Raw genomic sequence first — 20,783 nt, 5'->3', positions numbered from 1 at the left:
GGCGAGGTCACCCGATGGAGCCGCCCAACAGATCGCTGACCTCGTCCACCGAGTACTCGCCCTCGGGCAGCCCGTCGATCCGGGCGAGCAGGTCCGGCGGAAGCTCGGCAGCCACCGCCCGGCGGTAGATCTCCGCCTGGATGACCCGCTCCTGGGCCCGGAAGATGTCGTCGAGCAGGTCGTCGAGGAGCCGGGTGTCCGGCTCGCCGGCCACGGATGCGTCGTCGGTCACGCCGATCAGCTACCCGGGTCGGAATCGGTCAAACGTGGCGTACAGACAGCGCCGCCCCCGGCCTCCCGGCCGGGGGCGGCGCTGGTGTCGATGTGCAGGTCGCCTCTCGGCGAGTGGCACGACGCGGCTCCAGCCGAACGGTATTCCGCGAGGGCAATTTAGGTGAGGCCCGGGGACACTGGACACACCGACACCTCAGTCAACGGACCGACCCCCAACCGTGTTCCGCCCACTCCGGTGTCGGCCGTCACAGCATTCAGGCCATCGTCGGCAGGGTGGCCCGACGGGCCTGGACGGCGGCGGCCAGCTCGTCGAGCACCACGGCGGTGTCGTCCCAGCCGAGGCAGGCGTCGGTGACCGAGCGGCCGTACTCCAACTCCCGGGTCGGGTCGAGATCCTGCCGGCCCGGCAGCAGGAACGACTCCAGCATCACGCCGGTGATCCCACGCTGACCGGCGGCCAGCTGGGCGGCCACGTCCGCGGCGACCAGCGGCTGGTTGCGGTGGTCCTTGCCGCTGTTGGCGTGGCTGGCGTCGATGACCAGCCGCTCCGGCAGCCCGGCCGCGCGCAGCAGGTCGAGCGCACCGGCCACCGACTCCGCGTCGTAGTTGGGTCGGCCACCCCCGCCGCGCAGCACCAGGTGCCCGTCGGTGTTACCCCGGGTGTGCATGATCGCCGGGGTGCCGGAGAAGTCGATGCCCGGGAAGACGTGCGGCACGCTGGCGGCGCGGATCGCGTCGACGGCGGTGCCGATGCTGCCGTCCGGGCGGTTCTTCATGCCGATCGGCATGGACAGGCCGGAGGCGAGCTGGCGGTGCACCTGGCTCTCCACGGTGCGCGCCCCGATCGCGCCCCAGGCGACGGTGTCCGCGATGTACTGCGGCGTGATCGGGTCGAGGAACTCGCAACCCACCGGCAGGCCGAGGCGCAGCACGTCGAGCAGCAGCGCCCGGGCCAGTCGCAGACCGGTGTTGACGTCCCCGCTGCCGTCCAGCCCCGGGTCGTTGATCAGACCCTTCCAGCCCACCGTGGATCGCGGCTTCTCGAAGTAGACCCGCATGACGATCAGCAGATCGTCGGACAGGCGGTCGGCGGCGGTACGCAGCCGCTGGGCGTAGTCGAGGGCGGCGGCCGGGTCGTGCACCGAGCAGGGGCCGACCACCACCAGCAGGCGGTCGTCGGCACGGTCCAGCACCCGGCCCACCTCGCGGCGGCCGGCGAGGACGGCAGAGGCGAGCGGGGCATCCAGGGGCAGCTCGTGGTGCAGCAGCGCGGGCGTGGTCAACGGTACGACGCGGTCGATCCGTTGATCGCTGACCCGATCGGTCTCCGGGGTCGTCACGGTGGGCATCCTTCCGCCGACCGTGCCCGGGGCCGGTGCCCGGGACGAGCCGGCTGCTCGTACGCAAAAGGGCAGGAACGACAGCTCCTGCCCAGCCGGCTCGGTCCGTGGTGACGTCAGATCATGGTGAAGTCACCGGCGTGCGAGCCGGCTGCCTAAACCATCGATACGAACGCGTCACGCGGCCCAGCGTACCCGACCGGACGGGGAACGCTCGCCGGGTCGGGTCAAGAGGTTCGGCGAACACCGCGTGCCCGGGCCGAGGCCGGGGTAACAGGGGTGCCATGACTGACGAGCAGAGCGACCACGACCGGGTGGAGTCCCGCGCACACCTCCTGCCCGAGGAGGCGGCGGTCGGCAGCGACGACCCGGAGGCGCAGGCCGAGGCCATCCTCACCGAGTCCGACATCCGCGAGGCGGACCAGAACGCGGCACCGGATACCGTGCTGGAGCGCCGTACCTCGGATCAGACGGTGGCCGCCGTCGAGCCGCCGGACTGACCGGCCGCTCCGCGCGCCCACCGCGACCCCCGATAGGTCTGCGCCCGCAACCAGGCCAGCAGGCCGGCCGTCCGCAACTCGGTCGGCACGTTGCCCACCGGGTCGAAGGCGAGCGCGGCGTCCTCGCGGGCGCTGAGCGGGACACCGACGTTGATCTCGCCGAAGGGCCGCCACGGTCCGACGGCGGAGGCGACCGCGAGCACCAGGCGCGGTGCGTCCGTCCGGACCGTGGCGGTCACCGCGGCCAGGCTGCGGCCGAGGTCAGCCGACTCGGGGTCGGCCAGCGCGGCCAGCCAGAGCCGGCGTCGGCCGGCGCGATAACACATGATCGTGCTGTACGTCCCGCTGAAGCGGCGCCGGGGCAGCGGCAGGTGCCGCAGCCCCGGTGCCGCGCCGCTGGAGCTGACCAGCAGGTCGAAGGGGCGGCCGCCGTCGGAGTGCACGCGCAGCGCCAGCCCCAGGACGTCCGGCCAGCCGCCGGGCGTGGGCACGCCCTTGGAGAGCCGGAGGGTGGCCCGGTACCGGCCGGGCTCGTCCAGCAGCGGGACGCCGGTGGGTGGTCCGGCCGTACCCCAGATCCGCACCTCGCCGCTGAACGAGCGACCCGCCGGGTGCAGCAGCCGGCCGTGGCGCAGGCGGGTGAGCGCGGCGGCGGCGCGTACGACGGCGGTGGCCGCCCGGCCGGCGGCGCGGGACGTGGGCGGGGTGGCGGGGGGCGCGGGCATGTCCCTCGCGTACCCCGACTGGCCGACTCGATGCCGCTCGGCTCGCCGAGCGGCCGCACGTCACTTTCCGCCCGGACGATCGGATAGCGTCGTGCCATGCCCGACAGCGGTTATCCCTGGCCCATCGAGACGTCCCGACTGGACAACGGCCTGCGCGTGGTGGTGAGCGAGGACCGCACCGCGCCGGCGGTGGCGGTCAACCTCTGGTACGACGTCGGCTCCCGGCACGAGCCAGCCGGGCAGACCGGCTTCGCGCACCTCTTCGAGCACCTGATGTTCGAGGGCTCGGTGAACGTCGCGAAGACCGAGCACATGAAGTTGATCCAGGGCTCCGGCGGCTCGCTCAACGCGACCACCAACCCGGATCGGACCAACTACTTCGAGACCGTCCCGGCCGAGCACCTGGAGTTGGCGCTCTGGCTGGAGGCGGACCGGATGGGCGGCCTGGTCCCGGCGCTCACCCAGGAGACGCTGGACAACCAGCGCGACGTGGTGAAGAACGAACGCCGGCAGCGCTACGAGAACGTCCCGTACGGCGACGCCTGGCTGCGGCTGCTGCCCCTGCTGTATCCGCCGGGGCACCCGTACCACCACTCGACGATCGGGTCGATGGCCGACCTGAACGCCGCCGACCTGGCCACCTTCCAGGCGTTCCACCAGACGTACTACGCGCCGAACAACGCGGTGCTCACCGTGGTCGGCGACGCCGCCGCGTCCGAGGTGTTCGCGCTCGCCGACAAGTACTTCGGCGCGCTGACCGCCCGGGACGACATCCCGCCCGCCCCGGACGGCCGGAGTGTCCCGGCCAGCGGGCCGGCCGTGGAGTCGGTGTCCGCCGACGTGCCGGCACCCCGGGTGTACGTCGCGCACCGCACCTACCCGTTCGGCAGCCCGGGGTACGCGGTCGCCACCGTGCTCGCCACCGTGCTCGGCAGCGGCCGGGGCAGCCGGCTCTACCAGCGGCTCGCCGACGGTGAGCGGATCGCCCAACCGGACCTGGTCGGCGCGTACGGGGTGGACCTCGCGCACGCCCCGGCACCGCTGATCGCCACCGCCACCGCCCGCCCCGGCGTGACCGCCGAGCGGCTGGCCGAAGGGCTGGCCGAGGTCGTCGACGAGCTGGCCACCGTGCCGGTCACCACCGCCGAGCTGGACCGGGCCAAGGCCATGCTCAGCACCGCCTGGTGGCGACAGCTCTCCACGGTGGACGGCAGGGCGGACCTCCTCGGGCGGTACACCACGCAGTTCGGCGACCCGGCCCGCACCGCGGACCAGTTGCCGGCCCTGCTCGCGGTGACCGCCGAGCAGATCGCCGAGGCCGCCACCGAGGTGCTCGGTGCCGGCGACCGGGTGACCCTGACCTACCTGCCCGAGGAGACCTCATGACGCTGATCACCGATCGACCCGGCCCGGGGCCCGCCCGCCCGTACCGGTTCCCGCCGGTGGTCCGCCGTGCCGTGGCCGGCGGTCAGGTCGTCGCCGCGCACCTGCCCGGGCAGAACCTCGCCGTGGCACTGCTGCTGCTCGACGTGGGCGCGGGCCAGGAGCCGGTCGGCAAGGAGGGCCTGTCCGGGGTGCTGGCCAAGGCGCTGGAGGAGGGGACCGCCCAGCGGGACGCCGCCGCGTACGCCCTCGCCGTCGAGGGGCTCGGCACCGCCCTGGTGACCGGACTGGACTGGGACTCGTTCCAGGCCAGCGTGGTGATCCCGGTGGACCGTCTCAGCGCCGCCGTGGAGTTGCTCGCCGAGGCGGTCCGGACGCCCCGGCTGGATCCCGCCGACGTGCTCCGGGTCCGCGACGACGAGGCGACCGCGCTGCGGATGGACTGGGCCAACCCGGGCCCGCGCGCCGACGCCGCGCTGCGCGCCGACCTGTTCGGCGCCCAGAACCGCTGGGGACGCCCGATGTACGGCGATCCGGAGTCGGTGGCCGCCCTCGACGTGGAGGACGTGACGGTCTTCCACTCCGAGTGGTTCCTGCGCCCCGGCACCCTGATCGTCGCCGGTGACCTGGATCGGATCGACCTGGACGCGCTGGGAGCGGCGGCGTTCGCCGGTACCGGCGGCGGTCCCGCCGACCGGGGCGGCCCGATCGAGGTGCCGTTGCACACCGGTCGGCGGATCATCCTCGTGGACCGGCCCGGCTCCGTGCAGTCCACCCTGCGGCTGGGCCACCCGTCGCCGTATCGGGCGCACCCCGACCACGTGCCGATGACGCTCGCCGGCACGGTGCTCGGTGGCGCGTTCACCTCCCGGCTCAACCACCTGATCCGCGAGGTGCGCGGCTACACGTACGGCATCCGTGGCGAGTTCGCCTCGTCCCGGCGGTTCGGCCGGTTCGCGGTCAGCTCCGGCGTACAGACCGCGGTGACCGCGCCGGCCCTGGTCGAGGCGGTCGGGGAGATCACCCGTACCCAGGTCGACGGGGTGACGGAGGAGGAGCTGGCGGTGGCCCGTTCCTGGCGCGCCGGGCAGCTCTCGGTCGAGCTGCAGAGCCCTCGGGCCATCGCCTCCGCGCTCACCACGCTGGTGGTGCACGACCTGCCGGACGACTACCACGCCCGGCTGCGCGAGGAGTTGCTCGCCGCCGACGTGGACCAGGTCTCCGCGGCGGCAGCCGCCCACCTGCACCCGGACGCACTGACCCTGGTCATCGAGGGCGACGCCGCGGTGATCCGCGACGAGCTGACGGCCACCGGCCTGGGCGAGGTGCTCACCGGCCCCTGACGGCCCGACCCCGCCCGATCCCTGCGGTCGATCATGAAGTTGTTGTTCCTCGGTACGGCGTGTCGGGACAACAACTTCATGATCGACGGGGTGGGGGAACCCGGTGGCCTGGGGGCGGGGGTGTGACGCGGGACGCGGGGGGTGGGAAAGGGGTCCCGGTTCCGGGGGTGGGCTGGGTAGCCTCGCGGGCATGAGGATCGGCATTGTGGGGGCCACCGGCCAGGTCGGTGGCGTGATGCGGCGGGTGCTGGCGGAACGGGAGTTCCCGGCGGAGCAGGTGCGGTTGTTCGCCTCGGCGCGGTCCGCCGGGCGTACCCTGCCCTGGCGCGACGGCGAGGTGACCGTCGAGGACGCCGCCACGGCGGACTACTCCGGGCTGGACATCGTGCTCTTCTCGGCGGGCAAGGGCACCGCCCGGGAGCTGGCCCCCCGGGTCGCCGCCGCCGGCGCCGTGGTGATCGACAATTCCTCGGCCTTCCGGATGGACCCGCAGGTGCCGTTGGTGGTCGCCGAGGTCAACCCGCACGCCGCCGCCGACCGCCCGAAGGGCATCATCGCCAACCCCAACTGCACCACGATGGCCGCGATGCCGGTGCTGCGTCCGCTGCACGCCGAGGCCGGCCTGGTCAGCCTGGTCGTCACGACCTACCAGGCGGTCTCCGGCGCCGGGCTGGCCGGCGTCGCCGAGCTGGACGAGCAGGTCCGCAAGGTCGCCGAGCACGCCACCGCGCTCGCCTTCGACGGGTCCGCCGTGGAGTTCCCCACGCCGCGCTCGTTCGCCCAGCCGATCGCCTTCAACGTGCTCCCGCTGGCCGGCTCGATCGTCGACGACGGCTCGTTCGAGACCGACGAGGAGCAGAAGCTGCGCAACGAGAGCCGCAAGATCCTGGAGATCCCCGGCCTGAAGGTCTCCGGCACCTGCGTCCGGGTGCCGGTCTTCACCGGCCACTCACTCCAGATCAACGCCCGGTTCGCCCGGCCACTCAGCCCGCAGCGGGCCGGGGAACTGCTGGCCGGGGCACCCGGCGTGGCGCTGACCGACGTGCCGACGCCGTTGCAGGCGGCCGGGCAGGATCCGACCTACGTGGGGCGGATCCGCGCCGACGAGACCGTCGAGCACGGGCTGGCCCTGTTCTGCTCCAACGACAACCTGCGCAAGGGCGCCGCGCTCAACGCGGTGCAGCTCGCCGAGCTGGTCGCGGCCGAGCGCCGCTGACCGTCGCGGTCGTCCGAGGCCCCCGCCGGCAACCGGGCGGGGGCCTCCGTCCGTCCGGGCGACAACGCCGGTCGGGTCGCGCGCGTCGCCGGTCGTGCTTGGATGGGACGGAGCCGACCCCGCCACCTGGAGGATGCCGTGCCGGACGACCGTACCCAGCAGGCGCTGACCGACCTGATCGCCAACCGCCCGATGGGTGTGCTCGCGACGATCAAGCGAGACGGACGGCCACAGCTGTCCACCGTGGTGCATTCCCTCGACCGGGAGTCGGGCATCATCCGGATCTCGGTCACCGAGGGGCGGGCCAAGACCGCCAACCTGCGCCGGGACCCCCGGGCGAGCTTCCACGTCAGCAGCGAGGACGGCTGGGCGTACGCGGTGGCCGAGGCGCGTGCCGAGCTGACCGCGCCCGCCGCCGAACCCGACGACGCGACCGTCGAGGAGCTGGTGGGGGTCTACCGGTCGCTGCGCGGCGAGCACCCGGACTGGGACGACTACCGCCGGGCCATGGTCGCCGACGGCCGGCTGGTGCTGCGCCTGCACGTGGAGCGGATCTACGGCATGCCGCCGCGCTGACCCCCCGCCCGGTCCTCTGTGGTCAGCCCGGTTCGATCACGGTCACCCCGGGCCAGCGCTGCGCCGGACGGTGTCGGGCCAACCGCTGCCGGGACATCGCGAGCCCGACCCGGGCCGGATTGTGCCGCCACACCCCGCCCAACAGATCGGCCAGGCCGTACGGCGCGCAGACCTCCAGCCGGTCGGCCGGGTCCAGCCGAACCGCCACGGCGGTGGCGTACTCCGGCCAGGTGGCGACGGCCTCGGCCACGCTGCGGTACGGGGCGATTGGCTCGCCACCGAACTTCGTCGCGTACCAGGTGTGCACCGCCGCCTGGTTGCGCGCCTCCCAGGGCAGTTCGGGCCACGCCGCCGTCAGTTCGGCGGTGGCCCGGTGATCGCCCTCCCGGCTGAGGTCCGTCGGGTCGAAGAAGACCACGTCGACGTCCCGGACCGCCGCCGGGTCGAACCCGTCGCCGTACCGCACACCCCAGACCAGATCGCGCAGGACGCCAGCGCCGATCCACGCCTCCGGCAGGCCGGAATCGCGTACCACGGTCAGCGCCCGGGTCAGCCAGCCGCTGCCGGCGACCAGGCCGCGCAGCTCGTGCTCGCCCATCGTCACCGCACCACGGTAGGCAGCGGAGACGGAACGCGTTGCCCCGCCACCGGGTGCGCGCCCGGTCGCCGGGTATACCGGCCTCCCGTGCCGGCAGCGCCGGTGCGGGACACCGGGAGAGAGGTGGCGGAATGGGCACGGATCGGGGCACCGACGACGGCGGGTTCGCCGCCGCCCCGAATCTGCGGTCGGAGACCACCCGGCTGCTGTCGTTCAGCGACGGGGTCTTCGCCATCATCATCACGCTGCTGGTGCTCGACCTCCAACCACACGAGGTGCGTCGTGGCGAGTTGCTGCACGCGCTGACCGAGCGCTGGCCCGCCTACCTGGCCTATCTCGCGTCGTACCTGGTCGTCGCGGTCAGTTGGCTGAACCACCGGGCCGCCCTGCACCGGGTGGGGAGCAGCGGAAAGGGTCTGCAGTGGTGGAACCTCGGGGTGCTGTTCAGCACCGCGCTGGTGCCGTTCGCCGCCTCGGTCGTCTCGCAGGCCGTGCGGGAGGGCGACCGGGCGGACGAGCGGGTCGGGGTGGCACTCTACGGCGCGGTGGGCCTGCTGCTCTCGGCGAGTTGGATGGGTCTGTTCCATTACCTCGCCCGACGTCGCGATCTACTGGATCCGGCGGTGTCGCCCGGATTCTTCCCGGGGGAGCGGACGCGGGCCGCGGTCGGCGTCCTGGGGTACGTGTTGGCGATCCTGGTCGGATTCCTGGCCAGACCGCTGTTCGCCTTGGTGATCTTCCTGCTGCTGCCGCTCTTCTACGCCCTGACCAGCAGCGGCCTGTACGAGCTACGGCTCCTGCGGCACCCCCGCCGATAGCCGCCGGGGCGTCGGCGTTACCCCGTCCCGGGTGCCGGGTAGACGGCCGTGCCGACACCGAGAGGGGAGCACCATGACAACGGTCGGAGAGTTCATGACGACCCGGTTGGTGACGATGGACGGCAACGACACGCTCATCTCCGCCGCGCAGGAGATGCGCGACAGCGCGATTGGCGACGTGGTGGTGACCGACGGTGACAGTGTGGTCGGTATCGTCACGGACCGGGACATCACGGTTCGGGGTGTCGCGGAGAACATGGACCCGGGCTCGACCCGGCTGAACCAGATCACCAGCCGGGATGTGATCACCGTGAGCCAGTACGACGACGCGGTGGCCGCCGCGGACCTGATGCGCACCTACGCCGTACGCCGGCTGCCGGTGATCGACGACGGCCGCCTGGTCGGCCTGGTCTCGATGGGCGACCTCGCCGTCGAGCGCGAACCGCAGTCGGTGCTGGCCGACATCAGCGCCGACGACCCGAACAACTGACCGTCCGCCGCGGACGCGCCGGCTCTCCCCGCGAGGGAGGGCCGGCGTCGCGCAGCCCGGGTCGGTCAGGCCGGCTCGACCTGGACCCGTACGTCGGTGGCGGCGCGAGCGGTGGCAACCGTGGCGGCCTCGGCGTCGACCTCCCGTCGAACGCGGGCCGGTAGGGCGTGGAACGGGTTGATGGTCAGCTCCAGCCGGCCCTTTCCGGCCTGCCGTGCCCGCCAGATGCCGGCCACCTCGCCGTCGACCAGTAGTGCCCCGGGACTGCTGATCGCCCGCCACAACTGCCGCTGGTGCTCCCGCTCGGGCACCAGCAGGTCACGGTCTCGGCCGGCGAGGAAGGGGTCACCCGGAGGCAGTAGCCGCACCAGGCTGGGGGTCGGGGCACCGGTCAACGCGTCGAGAGCGTCGGCCGGCAGCCAGGCCACTCGCCCGTCGACGCGTACCTCGGCCAGGCCCGTCGGCCAGACCCGGCGCAACTCGGTGGCGCTGGAGCCGAGGAACCCAGCGGCGTCCGCCGGGGTGGCCGGCCCGAGCAGCCGCAGGTAGGTGGTGATCAGCTCGCCGGTGTGCGCCGCAGTGGCGGGTGGACCCGGCCGATCGCGCAGCGGGGCGAGCCGGGCGGCCCGACCGGCGACCACCAGACGCACCCCACCGGCCAGGCCGGCCTGCTGGAACACTGCCCCGGAGATGTGCCGTGCCCCGCACGGCCGGCAGTCGAAGCTCAGCTCCTTGGGCACCAGGTCGGAGACCGCCCGGCTGACCGCGCCGCGCTCCAACTCGGTGGTGACCACCGCCTGGAATGCCTCGGCCGTGGCCTGGAACGCGGCCAGCCCGAGCCGGGCGCCCGCGCCGATCTGCCCGGGGATGCGGCGGGTGGCGTCGGTGTCACTGAGCGGCCAGAGCGCGGTGGCGAGGGTCGGCAGGTCGCTGCGCCGGTGCAGGTGCGGCGCGCCGCGCATCGACCAGACCAGCTCCAGCCCGTCGTCGGGCTCGGTCGCGCGGCGCGCCGCCAACGCCTGCCGGGCCGCGCCGTACGGCGTGTCCTGCACGCCCAGGGCCAGCACCGCCAGGTCGCCGGCACGCCGAGGGCTGGACCGGTCGAGCTGTTGGGCCGCCACCCGGTAGGCCAGCACCTGCCGCCGATCGACCTCTGGCACCTGCCCCGCCATGTGCCGCTCCGTCCCGGACGTCCCGTCGATGCCATCCCGCCCGGCACGCTACCCGGACCGTCCGACACCGCTGCGCCGCTCACCCGATCCGGGCGAGGTTGGCCGCAGCGGCGGTGGGGACCCGTGCGGGGACGTTCAGGAGCCGGCCGTCCTCGGCATGCGAGCGCGCCGGGCGGGGATCCGGGACCCGGCCCAACTGGGGGAGGAGTGGACCCGATGGTGGACGCGACCACGAGGTTCTTCGAGGACCTGGACCGACGGGGGTACGAGCCACTGCTGGCGAAGACCGCCGGGACGGTGCGCATCGATCTGCACGAGGGGGCGCAGACCCGGCACTGGCTGCTGCGGATCGACCACGGCCGGCTGCAGGTGAGCCAGGAGGACCGGGAGGCCGACACGGTCATCGGGACCAGCCCGAGGCTCTTCGACGACATCGCCGCCGGCCGCGAACACGGCCTGGCGGCCCTGTTGCGGGGCGACATGACGGTGCTGGGTGACGCCCGGCTGGTGGTGCAGGTGGAGCGGATCTTCCCGGGTTCCCCGGACGCCCGTGGGCCGCGTCGGCGCTTCGCGGGGGAGGTGCACTGATGGGCCAGAGCAACACGGTCCGGATCCTGGACGGCAACACGTTCGTCGTCTCCGAGGACACCGGCGACATCGAGGCGACGCCGAGCGAGCCGACCGGGCTGTTCTCGCTGGACACCCGTTTCCTGTCCACCTGGGTGCTGACCGTCAACGGCGAGCGACTCAACGCGCTCTCCTTCGACGACCTCCAGTACTTCGAGTCGCGGTTCTTCCTGGTGCCGGGGATGGCCACGCACTACATCGACGCGAAGCTGTCGATCATCCGGGAGCGGGCGGTCGGTGGGAGCTTCCGGGAGCAGCTCACCATCCTCAACCATGACGAGAGACCGGTCGACCTGGAGATCCGGATGGACGCGGCGTCCGACTTCGCCGACCTGTTCCAGGTCAAGGACGAGATCCTGAACAAGAAGGGCGAGCTCTACACCGAGGTCGAGACCAACGAGCTGCGGTTGGGCTACCGCCGCGGCAACTTCCGGCGGGAGACGGTGATCTCCTCGTCGATGGCCGCGCGGTACGACAGCAAGGGGTTCGCGTACACCGTCCACCTGGAGCCCAACGAGCAGTGGCACACGGCGATCAACGTCGAGACGCACGCGGTCGGGCCCGGGGGCCGGGACCTGCGGCTGGGGCTGCGGGTGCACGGCAACGAGCGGCTCGCCCTTCAGCACGACCTGGAGAAGTGGATCGCCGACGCCCCCAAGGTCAACAGTGAGCACGGTCGGGTCGCCAGCACCTACCGGCGCAGCCTCATCGACCTGGCGGCGCTGCGTTTCTCGCCGCTGTCGCTCGGTGGCGCCACCCTGCCGGCCGCCGGTCTGCCCTGGTTCATGACCATGTTCGGCCGGGACAGCATCCTCACCTGCCTGCAGACACTGCCGTTCACCCCGCACCTGTCGAAGACGACCCTGCGCATCCTGGCCTCGCTGCAGGGCAGCCGCTTCGACGACTTCCGGGACGAGGACCCCGGGCGGATCCTGCACGAGATGCGCTACGGCGAGACCGCCGCGTTCGAGGAGCAGCCGCACTCGCCGTACTACGGCTCGGTCGACGCGACGCCGTTGTTCGTCGTGCTGCTCGACGAGTACGAGCGGTGGACCGGTGACGTCGCGCTGGTCAAGGAGTTGGAACAGGAGTCGCGGGCGGCGCTGAGGTGGATCGACGACTACGCCGACCTGGTCGGCAGCGGCTACATCTGGTACGAGCGACGCAACACCGAGACCGGCCTGGAGAACCAGTGCTGGAAGGACTCCTGGGACTCGATCTCCTATCGGGACGGCACGCTGCCACCGTTCCCGCGGGCCACCTGCGAGGTGCAGGGGTACGCGTACGACGCGAAGATCCGCGCGGCCCGGATGGCCCGGCTGTTCTGGGACGACCCGGAGTTCGCCGACCAGTTGGAGCGGGAGGCTGCGGCGCTGAAGGAGCGGTTCAACCGGGACTGGTGGGTGGCCGACGGCGAGTACTACGCCCTGGCCCTGGACCCGGAGGGCCGCCAGTGCGACACCCTCAGCTCGAACATCGGCCACCTGCTGTGGAGTGGGATCGTCGAACCCGAGCGGGCCGAGAAGGTCGCGCAGCATTTGGTGGGGCCTCGGCTCTTCTCCGGGTGGGGGGTGCGGACGCTCGCCGAGGGGGAGGTCCGGTACAACCCGATCGGCTACCACAACGGGACGATCTGGCCGTTCGACAACTCCTTCATCGCCTGGGGCCTGCGCCGGTACGGCTTCGCGGAGGAGGCCGCGACCATCGCCAGCGGCATCCTGGACGCCGCCACCTACTTCGACGGCCGACTGCCCGAGGCGTTCGGCGGCTACCAGCGGGAGCTGACGAAGTTCCCGGTGGAGTACCCGACGGCGTGCAGCCCGCAGGCGTGGTCGACCGGTACGCCGCTACTGCTGCTGCGCACCATGCTCGGTCTGGAGCCGCACGAGGGGCACCTGGCCGTCGAACCGCGGCTGCCGATCGGGATGGGCCGCATCGAGGTACTGGACATTCCAGGCCGGTGGGGTCGGGTGGACGCGTTCGCCCGCGGCCGGATCGACCTGGAGAACCTGTCCGACTGACCCGCCGAAACGGACTTTCGGCAGGCCGACCGGCCGGCGACGGGAACTCGGCCTCGCCGGCCGGTCGCCACTCAGCCGATCCGCAGCCGGGCACGGTAGATTCTGCGGATGCCGGAGCTCGTGTACCCGCCCGTGATCGCCACCGCCAAGACGATGTTCCGGGTCCTCGACCTGAAGATCACCATTGAGGGTGCCCACCATGTCCCCCGCACCGGCGGGGCGGTGCTGGCCAGCAACCACGTCAGCTACCTCGACTTCATCTTCTGTGGGCTGGGCGCGCACGAGTCGAATCGGCTGGTCCGGTTCATGGCCAAGCAGTCGGTCTTCACGCACCGGATCTCCGGCCCGCTGATGCGCGGGATGCGGCACATCCCGGTGGATCGGCAGGCCGGAGCGGCCTCGTTCCGGGCGGCGGTGGCCGCACTCAAGAGTGGCGAGGTGGTCGGCGTCTTCCCGGAGGCGACGATCAGCCGATCGTTCACCGTCAAGGAACTCAAGAGCGGCACCGTCCGGATGGCCCGCTCGGCGAAGGTCCCGGTGCTGCCGGTCGCGGTCTGGGGCACCCAGCGGCTCTGGACGAAGGGACGCCCCCGCACCCTCACCCGCCGGCACACCCCGATCACCATTCTGATCGGCGAGCCGATCGACCCCGCGGACCATCCGGACCCGAACGTGTTGGCCGCCGAGCTGACCACCCGGCTCAGCGCGCTCGTCGATCGGGCCCAGAGCGAGTACCCGGACTCGCCGGCCGGCCCGGACGACACCTGGTGGCTGCCGGCGCACCTGGGCGGCAGCGCGCCGACTCCGGAGGAGGCCGCCGCCCTGGACGCCGCCGACGAGCAGCGTGCCACCACCGCCTGACGGGTACGATAGTGACCAGATCGTTCCGCTTCCAGGCATGATGGTGTCTGCCATCGCGGACGCCGCGCGATGAGGATCGTAGGCATGAACAGAGCAGCACTCGTCGTGATCGACGTTCAGGAATCCTTCCGCCAGCGCCCGATCTGGGCGTACGGCTCGAACCCCGACATGGTCCAGCAGGTCGACCGGCTGGTCACCGCCGCCCGGGAGCGAGGCGACCTCGTGGTGTGGGTCCTGCACTCCGAGCCGGGCACCGGCACGTTGTTCGACCCGGCCCTCGGGTACGTGCGGCTGCTCGACGGGCTGACCCCGGTCGAGGGCGAGCCGACGCTGGTCAAGACCGCGCACAACGCGTTCACCACGACCAACCTGCAACAACTGCTCACCCAGGCCGGCATCGTGGACCTCACCGTCTGCGGCATCCGCACCGAGCAGTGCGTCGAGACCACCACCCGGGTCGCGTCCGACCTCGGCTACCGGGTCACCTTCGTCACCGACGCCACGCTGACGTTCCCGATCGCGCACTGGGACCTGCCGGAGACCGCGACGCTCGAGGAGGTCCTCGCCGACCCGCGCACCCTCTCCAACGAGGAGATCGTCGCCCGTACGGAGTACGCCCTGGCTGGCCGCTTCGCGACCATCCGCACGGTGGACGAGCTGACCGGCACGTCCCTCGCCGGCGCCCGGGCCTGATCCGATGACCCGGGTCGTCTTCCTGCTCGTCCCGCAGTTGCACCTGCTGGACCTGGCGGGGCCGGCCCAGGTCTTCTCCAGCGCCGCCGACCTCGGCTACGACTACCAACTGCACTACGTCGCCGAGCGGGAGCAGGTGTCCACCGTCCAGGGCGTACCGCTGGTCGCCGACACACGTTGGCCCGAGCTGACGCCCGACGACCTGGTGCTGGTCCCGGGCTGGCGGCCGGCCGCGCACGGGCCGCAGGGGCCGGTCTCGCCCCCGGACCTGCGGCGGCTGGCCGACCACCACGCGGCCGGCGGCACGGTGGCCAGCGTCTGTGCCGGCGCGTACGCCCTCGGTCGGGCCGGGCTGCTCGACGGCCGGCGCTGCACCACCCACCACGAGGTGCAGGACGACCTGGCCCTCCGCCACCCGGCGGCCCGGGTCGTCCGGGACGTGCTCTACGTGGTCGACGACCGGGTGGTCACCTCGGCCGGCATCGCCAGCGGTATCGACGTGGCGCTGCACCTGGTGGCCACCCGGCACGGCCCGGCGGCGGCCGCCCGGATCGCCCGCACGCTGGTCGTGTACGCCCGACGCAACGGGCACGAGCCACAAGCCAGCGCGCTGATGCGACACCGCTCGCACCTGTCCGACGCGGTGCACCGGGTGCAGGACCTGATCGACAGCCGGTACGACGAGCCGCTGCCGCTGGCCGACCTGGCCGCGGCGGGTGGCGTGGCCGACCGGACGCTGACCCGGCTGTTCCGCGCGACCACCGGGCTGACCCCGCTGGGTTACCAGCAGTTGCTGCGGGTGGAGCGCGCCGAGCACCTGATCGGGCACGGTGCGACCGTGGAGTCCGCCGCGCGGACCGTCGGCTTCACCGACGCCCGGATGCTGCGCCGCCTGCGAGCCCGTTCCACGAGGCCGACTCCGACCCCGAACGGTAGTAGTCGTCCCGGGACTTGAACTCCACCGGCAGCGAGCCGGGCAGGGTGATCCGCTCGGCGCCGGTGACCCACCCCGGGCCGGCACGCAGGAGCAGCACGTCACGCTCCTGCGCGGAGAGGTCGACCAGGTGCGGGCGGGTGAGCCGGAACGTGGCCACCGCCCGGCGGACCTGACGGGCCAGCGCGGTGATCTCCCGGGCCGACCCGTCGAGGGCCAACGCCGGCTGCTGGATCGTGCGCAGCGCGTCGCAGACGATGAGCAGCTGTGCCAGACCGTCCGGGCCGGCCATGGGCAGCTCCAACCGGGATGGCCACTGCCAGCGGATCTGCCCGCTCATCAGACCGGCCAGCCGACCCGCCGGCCGGTGGCGAGGCTGGTCGTCGCCGACCAGGGACAGCTGCCGCCCGGTGCCCACCCAGCAGACTCGCTGGTCGGTGACGGTCACCGACACCGGCCCGGGAAGCTGCCAACCGCGCCGCCCATCCGTCGGCCCGAGCAGGTAACCCGCGACCAGCAGTTGGTGCCGGCCAAGCACGCGCTCGCCCACCGCCGGGCGCAGCTCGTAGCGGCGATCCAGACTCGGCCCCGCATCGTCGTCCTGCGCATCGAACCGGTGGGGACCGATGAAGAAGGGGGACGCGTTGGCGTGCATCGTCACGACCTTCCGGTCAGCTGGTTGTGCCGTCGAGCCTTGCGGACCTGGGCAGCGATGTCATGACGCCCGTTAGGGGGTCGGCCGGTCGTGCGATGCCTGTGACCGGTAGATGCCGATCTCCTCCGGGCGGACTAGGCCGTCCTCGATCGCCCGGGCGAGCAGCGCCGCTTTTGTGGCGGCCGGACGCCCCGCCCGGGTGTACTTGATCCGCGCGCGGTCGACGTACTGCTTGACCGTGTGTTCGCTGATCTGCATCCGACGGGCCACCGACGCCTTGGACATCGACTGGAACCAGAGCAGCAGCGCCTCGCGCTCCTTGTCCGACAGCGTCGGCCGGTCCGGCCGCGGGTCGCCGACCATCGCACCGGCCAGCGCCGGCGGCACGTACGGGCGGTCGCTGGCGGCGGCCAGCACGGTCGCCACGCAATGCTCCCGGCCCTCGTGCTTGGCCAGGAACGCCACCGCCCCGGCGTCCAGCGCGGCGAGCATCGTCTCCGGGTCGGTGTGCTCCGAGTAGACCACCACCCGCCGCCCGGTGGCGCTCAGCTCGGCCAGCTTGTCCAGCGCCATCCGGCCGTGCAGCCGCAGGTCGAGCAGGACCACGTCGGCATCCGGCGCCGCCCGCAGCACCTCATCCGGATCGTCGCCGGTGGCGAGCACGGTCAGCCGAGGCTCGGTGGAGAGCCAGGCGCGAACGCCGTCGACGACCACGGGGTGGTCGTCGACGATCGCCACCCCGATCGGCCGGTCGCCGGTCAACTCCGCCACCGGGTCTGCGTCCATCTGATGTTCCCGTCCCGTTCGTCAAGGTGCTGCACCGGCCCGTCGTCGTCCACCCCGGGTGGCGGGCCGGTCCCATCCGGCCCGCCCCGGTCCGGCGTGACCAGGCTGACCACCACCTCGTCCGGCCCGGAGACCACGGTCAGTCGGGCCCAGTCTCGGGCGTCGGCGAGAGTCGCGGTGAGTGGCTCGGCCAGCCGGCGGCGGATCTCCACCGGCAGCGGCGGCGGGCTGCCGATGGTGACCATGTCGATCGGCAGCCCGTTGCGTTCGGCGAGGTCGGCGGCGGCCCGCAGCTCGTGCAGCAGCGGGTCGGGCACGTCGTCGGACTCGGCGATCAGGCGGCGCAGCCGGGCTGCGGCGAGCACGCACCGGCGCTGCACCTCGGGGTCGTTCGGGTCGACCCGCCCGGCGGCCAGATCTCCGAGCACCCGTCCGGCCGCAGCGCCGACCAGGGCGAGCCGGTCACGGCGGTCCCGAAGGCCCCGCTCGGCGGCGGCCCGCTCCGCGGCCATCGCGTGACCGGCGGCCGCCGTGGCGGCCCGGTCCCGGGCCAGGCCGACGATCACCGCGCTGCCCACGAAGACCGCCACCGGCAGCGAGGAGGTGCCGTAGACGTACATCACGTAGCGGGCCAGATCGGCCGGGTCGGGGCCGTGCCAGAGCACGGCGGCCTGCGCGATCAGCGCGTGCGTGGCCAGCAGCGCGATCAGCCCGGTGACCCGTCGGCCCCACATTGCCAGCACGAAGAACCAGCCGAGCGTGCCCCACACCCAGTTGGCGGCGGTGAACAGTTGCCGCTCGCCGACCGCCGCGAAGACCGCCGCGTCCACGACGAGCAGCAGCACGGCCAGCGGCCACGGCGGCAGCGGTGCGCCGCGCAGCAGCCGTACCCCGGCCACGACCCCGGCCACGGCGACCACCGCCCAGCCGCCGAGCACCACCGCCGGCGCGGCGAACTCCGCCCGCACGGCCAGCACCGCGGGCAGGCCGATGGCGACGTGCCAGGCCAGCGCGATGACGACGGCGACGATCCGGGCACCCCGGTCGGAGGCGTGGGCCACGGCCGCCGGGGCGCCGAGCGCCGCTCCCGATGCCGGCGTACGGGACAACGACACGCTGGTCGAGCCCGTCGGCCCGAGGACCGGTGCTTCGGTGCGGCCCGCCGGGGCGCCGAGGTCAGCCGACACCGGGCCACTCCAGTCGGATCCGGGTGCCCGCACCGGGCGCGGTGTGCACCTCGGCTCGGCCACCGACCGCGGCCATCCGGCCCCGGATCGACTCGCGCAGCCCGTACCGGTAATGCGGGACGGTGGCCGGGTCGAAGCCGGGGCCGTCGTCGACCACCTCGACCACGACGGCGATCGCGTCCCGGGTCAGCCGCAGCGTGGCTCGCGCGCCCGGCGCGTGCCGGACCACGTTGGACAGTGCCGCGTAGGCGCTCTCGGTGATCGCGTCGGCAACCCCGGCCGGCGCGGTGCACGCCGCCAGGTCCAGGTGCACCCGCAGCTCGGGCAGCCGGTCGGGCACCGCCCGCAACCGCCCGTCCAACGCCACCGGGCCGTCACCGGGCACCGGGCCGGCGTCGGTCAGGGCCACGAGGGTACGCAGGTCGGCCGCGCACCGCTCGCGTAGCGCGGCTGACGGCCCGGGCACCGCGCCGAGCCCCACCATGGTCAGTGTGCCGAGGACCGTGTCGTGCAGGTCGCGGTTCTGCTGGCGTTCGGACTCCCGGGCGGCCCGGGCGACCAGCGTCTCCCGGGTCAGTCGCTGGTGCTCGGCGAACGCCCCGTCGGCCCGCCCGATCCGGCGGCGCATCACCGCCGTCATCATCGCCGTGCAGCCGGTCTGCACCAGCAGGGTGGCCGCGTGGGCCCGTGCCTCGGTGAGATTGCCGGCCGCCTGCGCGCCAGTCGCGTAGGCGGCGGTGACCAGCAGCCCGGCCGGGACCGACCAGCGTGCCGGTGCGGTGGCCTGGGCGTTGATCACCGTGGTGCTGGCCAGAACCGCGATCCAGCTGCCCTCGCCGGGCAGCACCCCGGGTGCCACCAGGACGGGGATGAGCAGGCAGGCCACCGCGGTGACCGCGACGTCACCGGCGACCAGGGCGGGCGTGATCCCGTGGCGCAGCGCGCGACCCGCGTACCAGAGTGACCAGCCGGTCAGCGCGGCCACGCCGGGCAGCAGCAGGGCCGGCTCGACCGGAGGGGTACGCACCCACAGCGCCACCACCGCGCCGACCAATCCGCAGGTCAGCCGCAGCAGCGCCGGAAGCGTGGTGAAGATGAGGCTGAACGCGCCGCCGGCCGGATTGTCCAGCGCGGTCGGCGGCGCGGTCGGGGTGGCAACTGCCGGCATCGGGAGGTGTCCTTCTCACAACGACCCAATCCGGGCCGGCACCGCAGAGATCGACATTGCAGAATAACACAACCAATCGCCGGTTATCACTGCATGTGCGCGGAGTGTCGCCGGGGGATTACACAGCGCTGCGTGGCTGGAGCAGGTCCCACCGGTTGCCGTACAGGTCCGCGAAGACCGCGACCGAGCCGTACGCCTCGTGCCGCGGCTCCTCCAGGAAACGCACTCCGGCCCCGACCATCCGGGCGTGGTCCCGGGCGAAGTCCTCGGTGTACAGGAACAGCCCGACCCGGCCGCCGGTCTGGTCGCCGATCCGGGCCTGCTGCTCGGCGGTGCTCGCCCGGGCCAGCAGCAGTGCCGTCTCCCGTGCGCCGGACGGGCGGACCACCACCCAGCGCGAGCCGTCCGGACGGGCGGTGTCCTCCACCAACTCGAAGCCGAGGTCGCCGACGTAGAAGTCGATCGCCTCGTCGTACTCGCGTACCAACAGTGCGACAAGTCCCAGATGTGCCATGCGTCCATCATGCCGGCGGACGTGTCGGCGCCAGTTGGTGGCATCGCTCCTGGTTGGCGGCGTCACGTTGGCGGGCTTCGGGCCGACTCCGCTCCGCGGGCCTGACCCTGACGCAGCTCACACAGCTCGACGACCCGCAACTCGTTTGGCCCTGTCGGCCGGCCTGGCCGAGCAGGCGTACAACTCGGGCGAGATCGACCTCGGCGAGGTGGCGCACGACGATCTACCGTTCGACCTCCTGGACGCGCTCGCCGTCGAGACCGACCCGCGGGTGGGCCGGCTGCTGGACCTGATGCGCGAGCGCGGCTGGGCCGGTCTGGCCCGGCTGGAGCGAATGGCGGAGCCGTCCGACCAACTCCCTCAGTCGGTCGGCTAGGCGAAGGCGATCATCGTGGACTGGATGTGCCAGTTGATCCGCCGAGCACCTTCGCCTGCGTGGTTCCAGTAGTCGATCACGGCGTACCGCCGACCCGTCTCGGGCATGGTGAAGTGCTCCTGAAGCCCGACGCCGAGGTCCGACAACACATTGACCACGTGTGGGCCGGGCGGGACCCTGACGGGGAACAGGATCCAGTTGTGCTGACCCTGCACCTCGAAGGGTTGGGCGACCACCTGGACGCCGTCGATGCTGATCGTGAGGACGACCGGGTCGTCGGTGAACGACTGGTTGCTCACCCACAGGTGCAGCTCAGCCAGGTGCTCCTCGACGAGGCGGATCGTCGGCGGCGCGGGGCTCGGCGAGACGCTCGACGCTTCGGGGCTCGGCCGGTCCGGCACGCGAGCCGGCCCGGTGCAGCCCGTCAGAACGAACAACGCCGCCACGGTGCTGGCAGCCGTACGCAGGTACGTCCTCTGCTTCACCCCGGTGCGACGTCGCACGACCCGTACTGGTTCCCCCGGTGCGTACCCGATTCGGGTCGGAACCGTGCGGGGTGGCCGCTC

At 72.8% G+C, this 20,783-nt stretch carries 24 protein-coding genes; 13 read left to right on the top strand and 11 right to left on the bottom strand.

The genetic code is table 11. The annotated features are described in order from the left end of the window. Window positions 1-7: 7 nt before the first annotated feature. Together ACFQGL_RS22545 and ACFQGL_RS22540 are read right to left on the bottom strand one after the other, a co-directional pair. Entirely contained in the window at window positions 8-241 is a 234-nt protein-coding gene (locus ACFQGL_RS22545; protein ID WP_377514351.1) for a hypothetical protein, read from the bottom strand. Window positions 242-488: 247 nt separating this feature from the next. Beyond that, on the bottom strand, window positions 489-1,583 hold the full coding sequence (locus ACFQGL_RS22540; RefSeq protein WP_377514289.1) for a 3-deoxy-7-phosphoheptulonate synthase: 1,095 nt from the start codon (window positions 1,581-1,583) through the stop codon (window positions 489-491). 275 nt (window positions 1,584-1,858) lie between these two features. On the opposite strand from ACFQGL_RS22540, the gene ACFQGL_RS22535 reads away from it, so the two are divergent. Continuing rightward, window positions 1,859-2,074 (top strand): hypothetical protein, encoded by a 216-nt coding sequence (locus ACFQGL_RS22535; RefSeq protein WP_377514288.1) that lies wholly within the window; start codon window positions 1,859-1,861, stop codon window positions 2,072-2,074. Here ACFQGL_RS22535 and ACFQGL_RS22530 read toward each other — a convergent pair. After that, window positions 2,041-2,799 (bottom strand): phosphodiesterase, encoded by a 759-nt coding sequence (locus tag ACFQGL_RS22530; RefSeq protein WP_377514287.1) that lies wholly within the window; start codon window positions 2,797-2,799, stop codon window positions 2,041-2,043. The genes ACFQGL_RS22535 and ACFQGL_RS22530 overlap by 34 nt on opposite strands. A 96-nt stretch (window positions 2,800-2,895) precedes the next feature. Between ACFQGL_RS22530 and ACFQGL_RS22525 the strand changes: the two genes are divergently transcribed. The 4 genes from ACFQGL_RS22525 (at window position 2,896) to ACFQGL_RS22510 (ending at window position 7,317) form a co-directional block, all read left to right on the top strand. After that, a complete protein-coding gene (locus ACFQGL_RS22525; protein WP_377514286.1) occupies window positions 2,896-4,185 on the top strand; it encodes a M16 family metallopeptidase in 1,290 nt (429 codons plus the stop codon). Further along, window positions 4,182-5,525 carry a M16 family metallopeptidase gene (locus tag ACFQGL_RS22520; RefSeq protein ID WP_377514284.1) on the top strand — a complete coding sequence of 448 codons (1,344 nt, stop codon included), beginning with the start codon at window positions 4,182-4,184 and terminating at the stop codon, window positions 5,523-5,525. The genes ACFQGL_RS22525 and ACFQGL_RS22520 overlap by 4 nt, the downstream gene beginning before the upstream one ends. Window positions 5,526-5,715: 190 nt before the next feature. Beyond that, a complete protein-coding gene (locus tag ACFQGL_RS22515; RefSeq protein ID WP_377514282.1) occupies window positions 5,716-6,741 on the top strand; it encodes an aspartate-semialdehyde dehydrogenase in 1,026 nt (341 codons plus the stop codon). A 102-nt stretch (window positions 6,742-6,843) separates the two neighbouring features. Beyond that, entirely contained in the window at window positions 6,844-7,317 is a 474-nt protein-coding gene (locus tag ACFQGL_RS22510; protein WP_377514281.1) for a PPOX class F420-dependent oxidoreductase, read from the top strand. 22 nt (window positions 7,318-7,339) lie between these two features. Here ACFQGL_RS22510 and ACFQGL_RS22505 read toward each other — a convergent pair whose 3' ends face one another. Further along, window positions 7,340-7,915, bottom strand: a complete 576-nt coding sequence (locus ACFQGL_RS22505) for a nucleotidyltransferase family protein (protein WP_377514350.1) — start codon at window positions 7,913-7,915, stop codon at window positions 7,340-7,342. Between the two features lie 131 nt (window positions 7,916-8,046). Between ACFQGL_RS22505 and ACFQGL_RS22500 the strand changes: the two genes are divergently transcribed. Next, window positions 8,047-8,733 carry a TMEM175 family protein gene (locus ACFQGL_RS22500; protein ID WP_377514280.1) on the top strand — a complete coding sequence of 229 codons (687 nt, stop codon included), beginning with the start codon at window positions 8,047-8,049 and terminating at the stop codon, window positions 8,731-8,733. A gap of 73 nt (window positions 8,734-8,806) precedes the next feature. Further along, the gene (locus ACFQGL_RS22495; protein WP_377514279.1) at window positions 8,807-9,223 is read left to right on the top strand and encodes a CBS domain-containing protein; all 417 of its coding nucleotides are present in this window, start codon (window positions 8,807-8,809) and stop codon (window positions 9,221-9,223) included. 65 nt (window positions 9,224-9,288) lie between these two features. On the opposite strand, the gene ACFQGL_RS22490 is transcribed toward ACFQGL_RS22495, so the two are convergent. Continuing rightward, on the bottom strand, window positions 9,289-10,395 hold the full coding sequence (locus ACFQGL_RS22490; protein WP_377514278.1) for a DNA glycosylase AlkZ-like family protein: 1,107 nt from the start codon (window positions 10,393-10,395) through the stop codon (window positions 9,289-9,291). A gap of 216 nt (window positions 10,396-10,611) precedes the next feature. Between ACFQGL_RS22490 and ACFQGL_RS22485 the strand changes: the two genes are divergently transcribed. The 5 genes from ACFQGL_RS22485 to ACFQGL_RS22465 all read left to right on the top strand — a co-directional run bounded on the left by ACFQGL_RS22485 (window position 10,612) and on the right by ACFQGL_RS22465 (window position 15,552). Continuing rightward, a complete protein-coding gene (locus ACFQGL_RS22485) occupies window positions 10,612-10,983 on the top strand; it encodes an SCP2 sterol-binding domain-containing protein (RefSeq protein WP_377514277.1) in 372 nt (123 codons plus the stop codon). Further along, window positions 10,983-13,043 (top strand): amylo-alpha-1,6-glucosidase, encoded by a 2,061-nt coding sequence (locus tag ACFQGL_RS22480; RefSeq protein ID WP_377514276.1) that lies wholly within the window; start codon window positions 10,983-10,985, stop codon window positions 13,041-13,043. The genes ACFQGL_RS22485 and ACFQGL_RS22480 overlap by 1 nt, the downstream gene beginning before the upstream one ends. A gap of 108 nt (window positions 13,044-13,151) precedes the next feature. Next, window positions 13,152-13,904: a lysophospholipid acyltransferase family protein gene (locus ACFQGL_RS22475; protein WP_377514275.1), complete on the top strand. Its 753-nt coding sequence runs from the start codon at window positions 13,152-13,154 to the stop codon at window positions 13,902-13,904. Between the two features lie 84 nt (window positions 13,905-13,988). Beyond that, the gene (locus ACFQGL_RS22470; RefSeq protein ID WP_377514274.1) at window positions 13,989-14,597 is read left to right on the top strand and encodes an isochorismatase family protein; all 609 of its coding nucleotides are present in this window, start codon (window positions 13,989-13,991) and stop codon (window positions 14,595-14,597) included. A gap of 4 nt (window positions 14,598-14,601) precedes the next feature. Further along, the gene (locus tag ACFQGL_RS22465) at window positions 14,602-15,552 is read left to right on the top strand and encodes a GlxA family transcriptional regulator (protein WP_377514273.1); all 951 of its coding nucleotides are present in this window, start codon (window positions 14,602-14,604) and stop codon (window positions 15,550-15,552) included. Here the strand turns inward: ACFQGL_RS22465 and ACFQGL_RS22460 are convergent. The 5 genes from ACFQGL_RS22460 to ACFQGL_RS22440 form a co-directional block, all read right to left on the bottom strand. Next, on the bottom strand, window positions 15,464-16,186 hold the full coding sequence (locus ACFQGL_RS22460; protein WP_377514272.1) for a hypothetical protein: 723 nt from the start codon (window positions 16,184-16,186) through the stop codon (window positions 15,464-15,466). The genes ACFQGL_RS22465 and ACFQGL_RS22460 overlap by 89 nt on opposite strands. A gap of 72 nt (window positions 16,187-16,258) precedes the next feature. Beyond that, on the bottom strand, window positions 16,259-16,972 hold the full coding sequence (locus tag ACFQGL_RS22455; protein WP_377514270.1) for a response regulator transcription factor: 714 nt from the start codon (window positions 16,970-16,972) through the stop codon (window positions 16,259-16,261). After that, a complete protein-coding gene (locus tag ACFQGL_RS22450) occupies window positions 16,945-18,087 on the bottom strand; it encodes a hypothetical protein (protein WP_377514349.1) in 1,143 nt (380 codons plus the stop codon). The genes ACFQGL_RS22455 and ACFQGL_RS22450 overlap by 28 nt, the downstream gene beginning before the upstream one ends. A gap of 61 nt (window positions 18,088-18,148) precedes the next feature. After that, window positions 18,149-19,327, bottom strand: coding sequence for a sensor histidine kinase (locus ACFQGL_RS22445; protein ID WP_377514268.1), 1,179 nt, complete (start codon window positions 19,325-19,327; stop codon window positions 18,149-18,151). Between the two features lie 118 nt (window positions 19,328-19,445). Further along, window positions 19,446-19,841: a VOC family protein gene (locus ACFQGL_RS22440; protein ID WP_377514266.1), complete on the bottom strand. Its 396-nt coding sequence runs from the start codon at window positions 19,839-19,841 to the stop codon at window positions 19,446-19,448. A 145-nt stretch (window positions 19,842-19,986) separates the two neighbouring features. Here ACFQGL_RS22440 and ACFQGL_RS22435 point away from each other — a divergent pair, with 145 nt between their 5' ends. After that, window positions 19,987-20,217, top strand: a complete 231-nt coding sequence (locus ACFQGL_RS22435) for a hypothetical protein (RefSeq protein ID WP_377514265.1) — start codon at window positions 19,987-19,989, stop codon at window positions 20,215-20,217. Here the strand turns inward: ACFQGL_RS22435 and ACFQGL_RS22430 are convergent. Continuing rightward, window positions 20,214-20,720 (bottom strand): hypothetical protein, encoded by a 507-nt coding sequence (locus ACFQGL_RS22430; protein ID WP_377514262.1) that lies wholly within the window; start codon window positions 20,718-20,720, stop codon window positions 20,214-20,216. The genes ACFQGL_RS22435 and ACFQGL_RS22430 overlap by 4 nt on opposite strands. Window positions 20,721-20,783 lie beyond the last annotated feature (63 nt).

The sequence above is a fragment of the Micromonospora vulcania genome (assembly GCF_042658605.1).
GTDB lineage: Bacteria > Actinomycetota > Actinomycetes > Mycobacteriales > Micromonosporaceae > Micromonospora > Micromonospora vulcania.
Note: the sequence above shows the minus strand (reverse complement) of the source record. Positions and strands in the feature narration are given on the sequence as shown.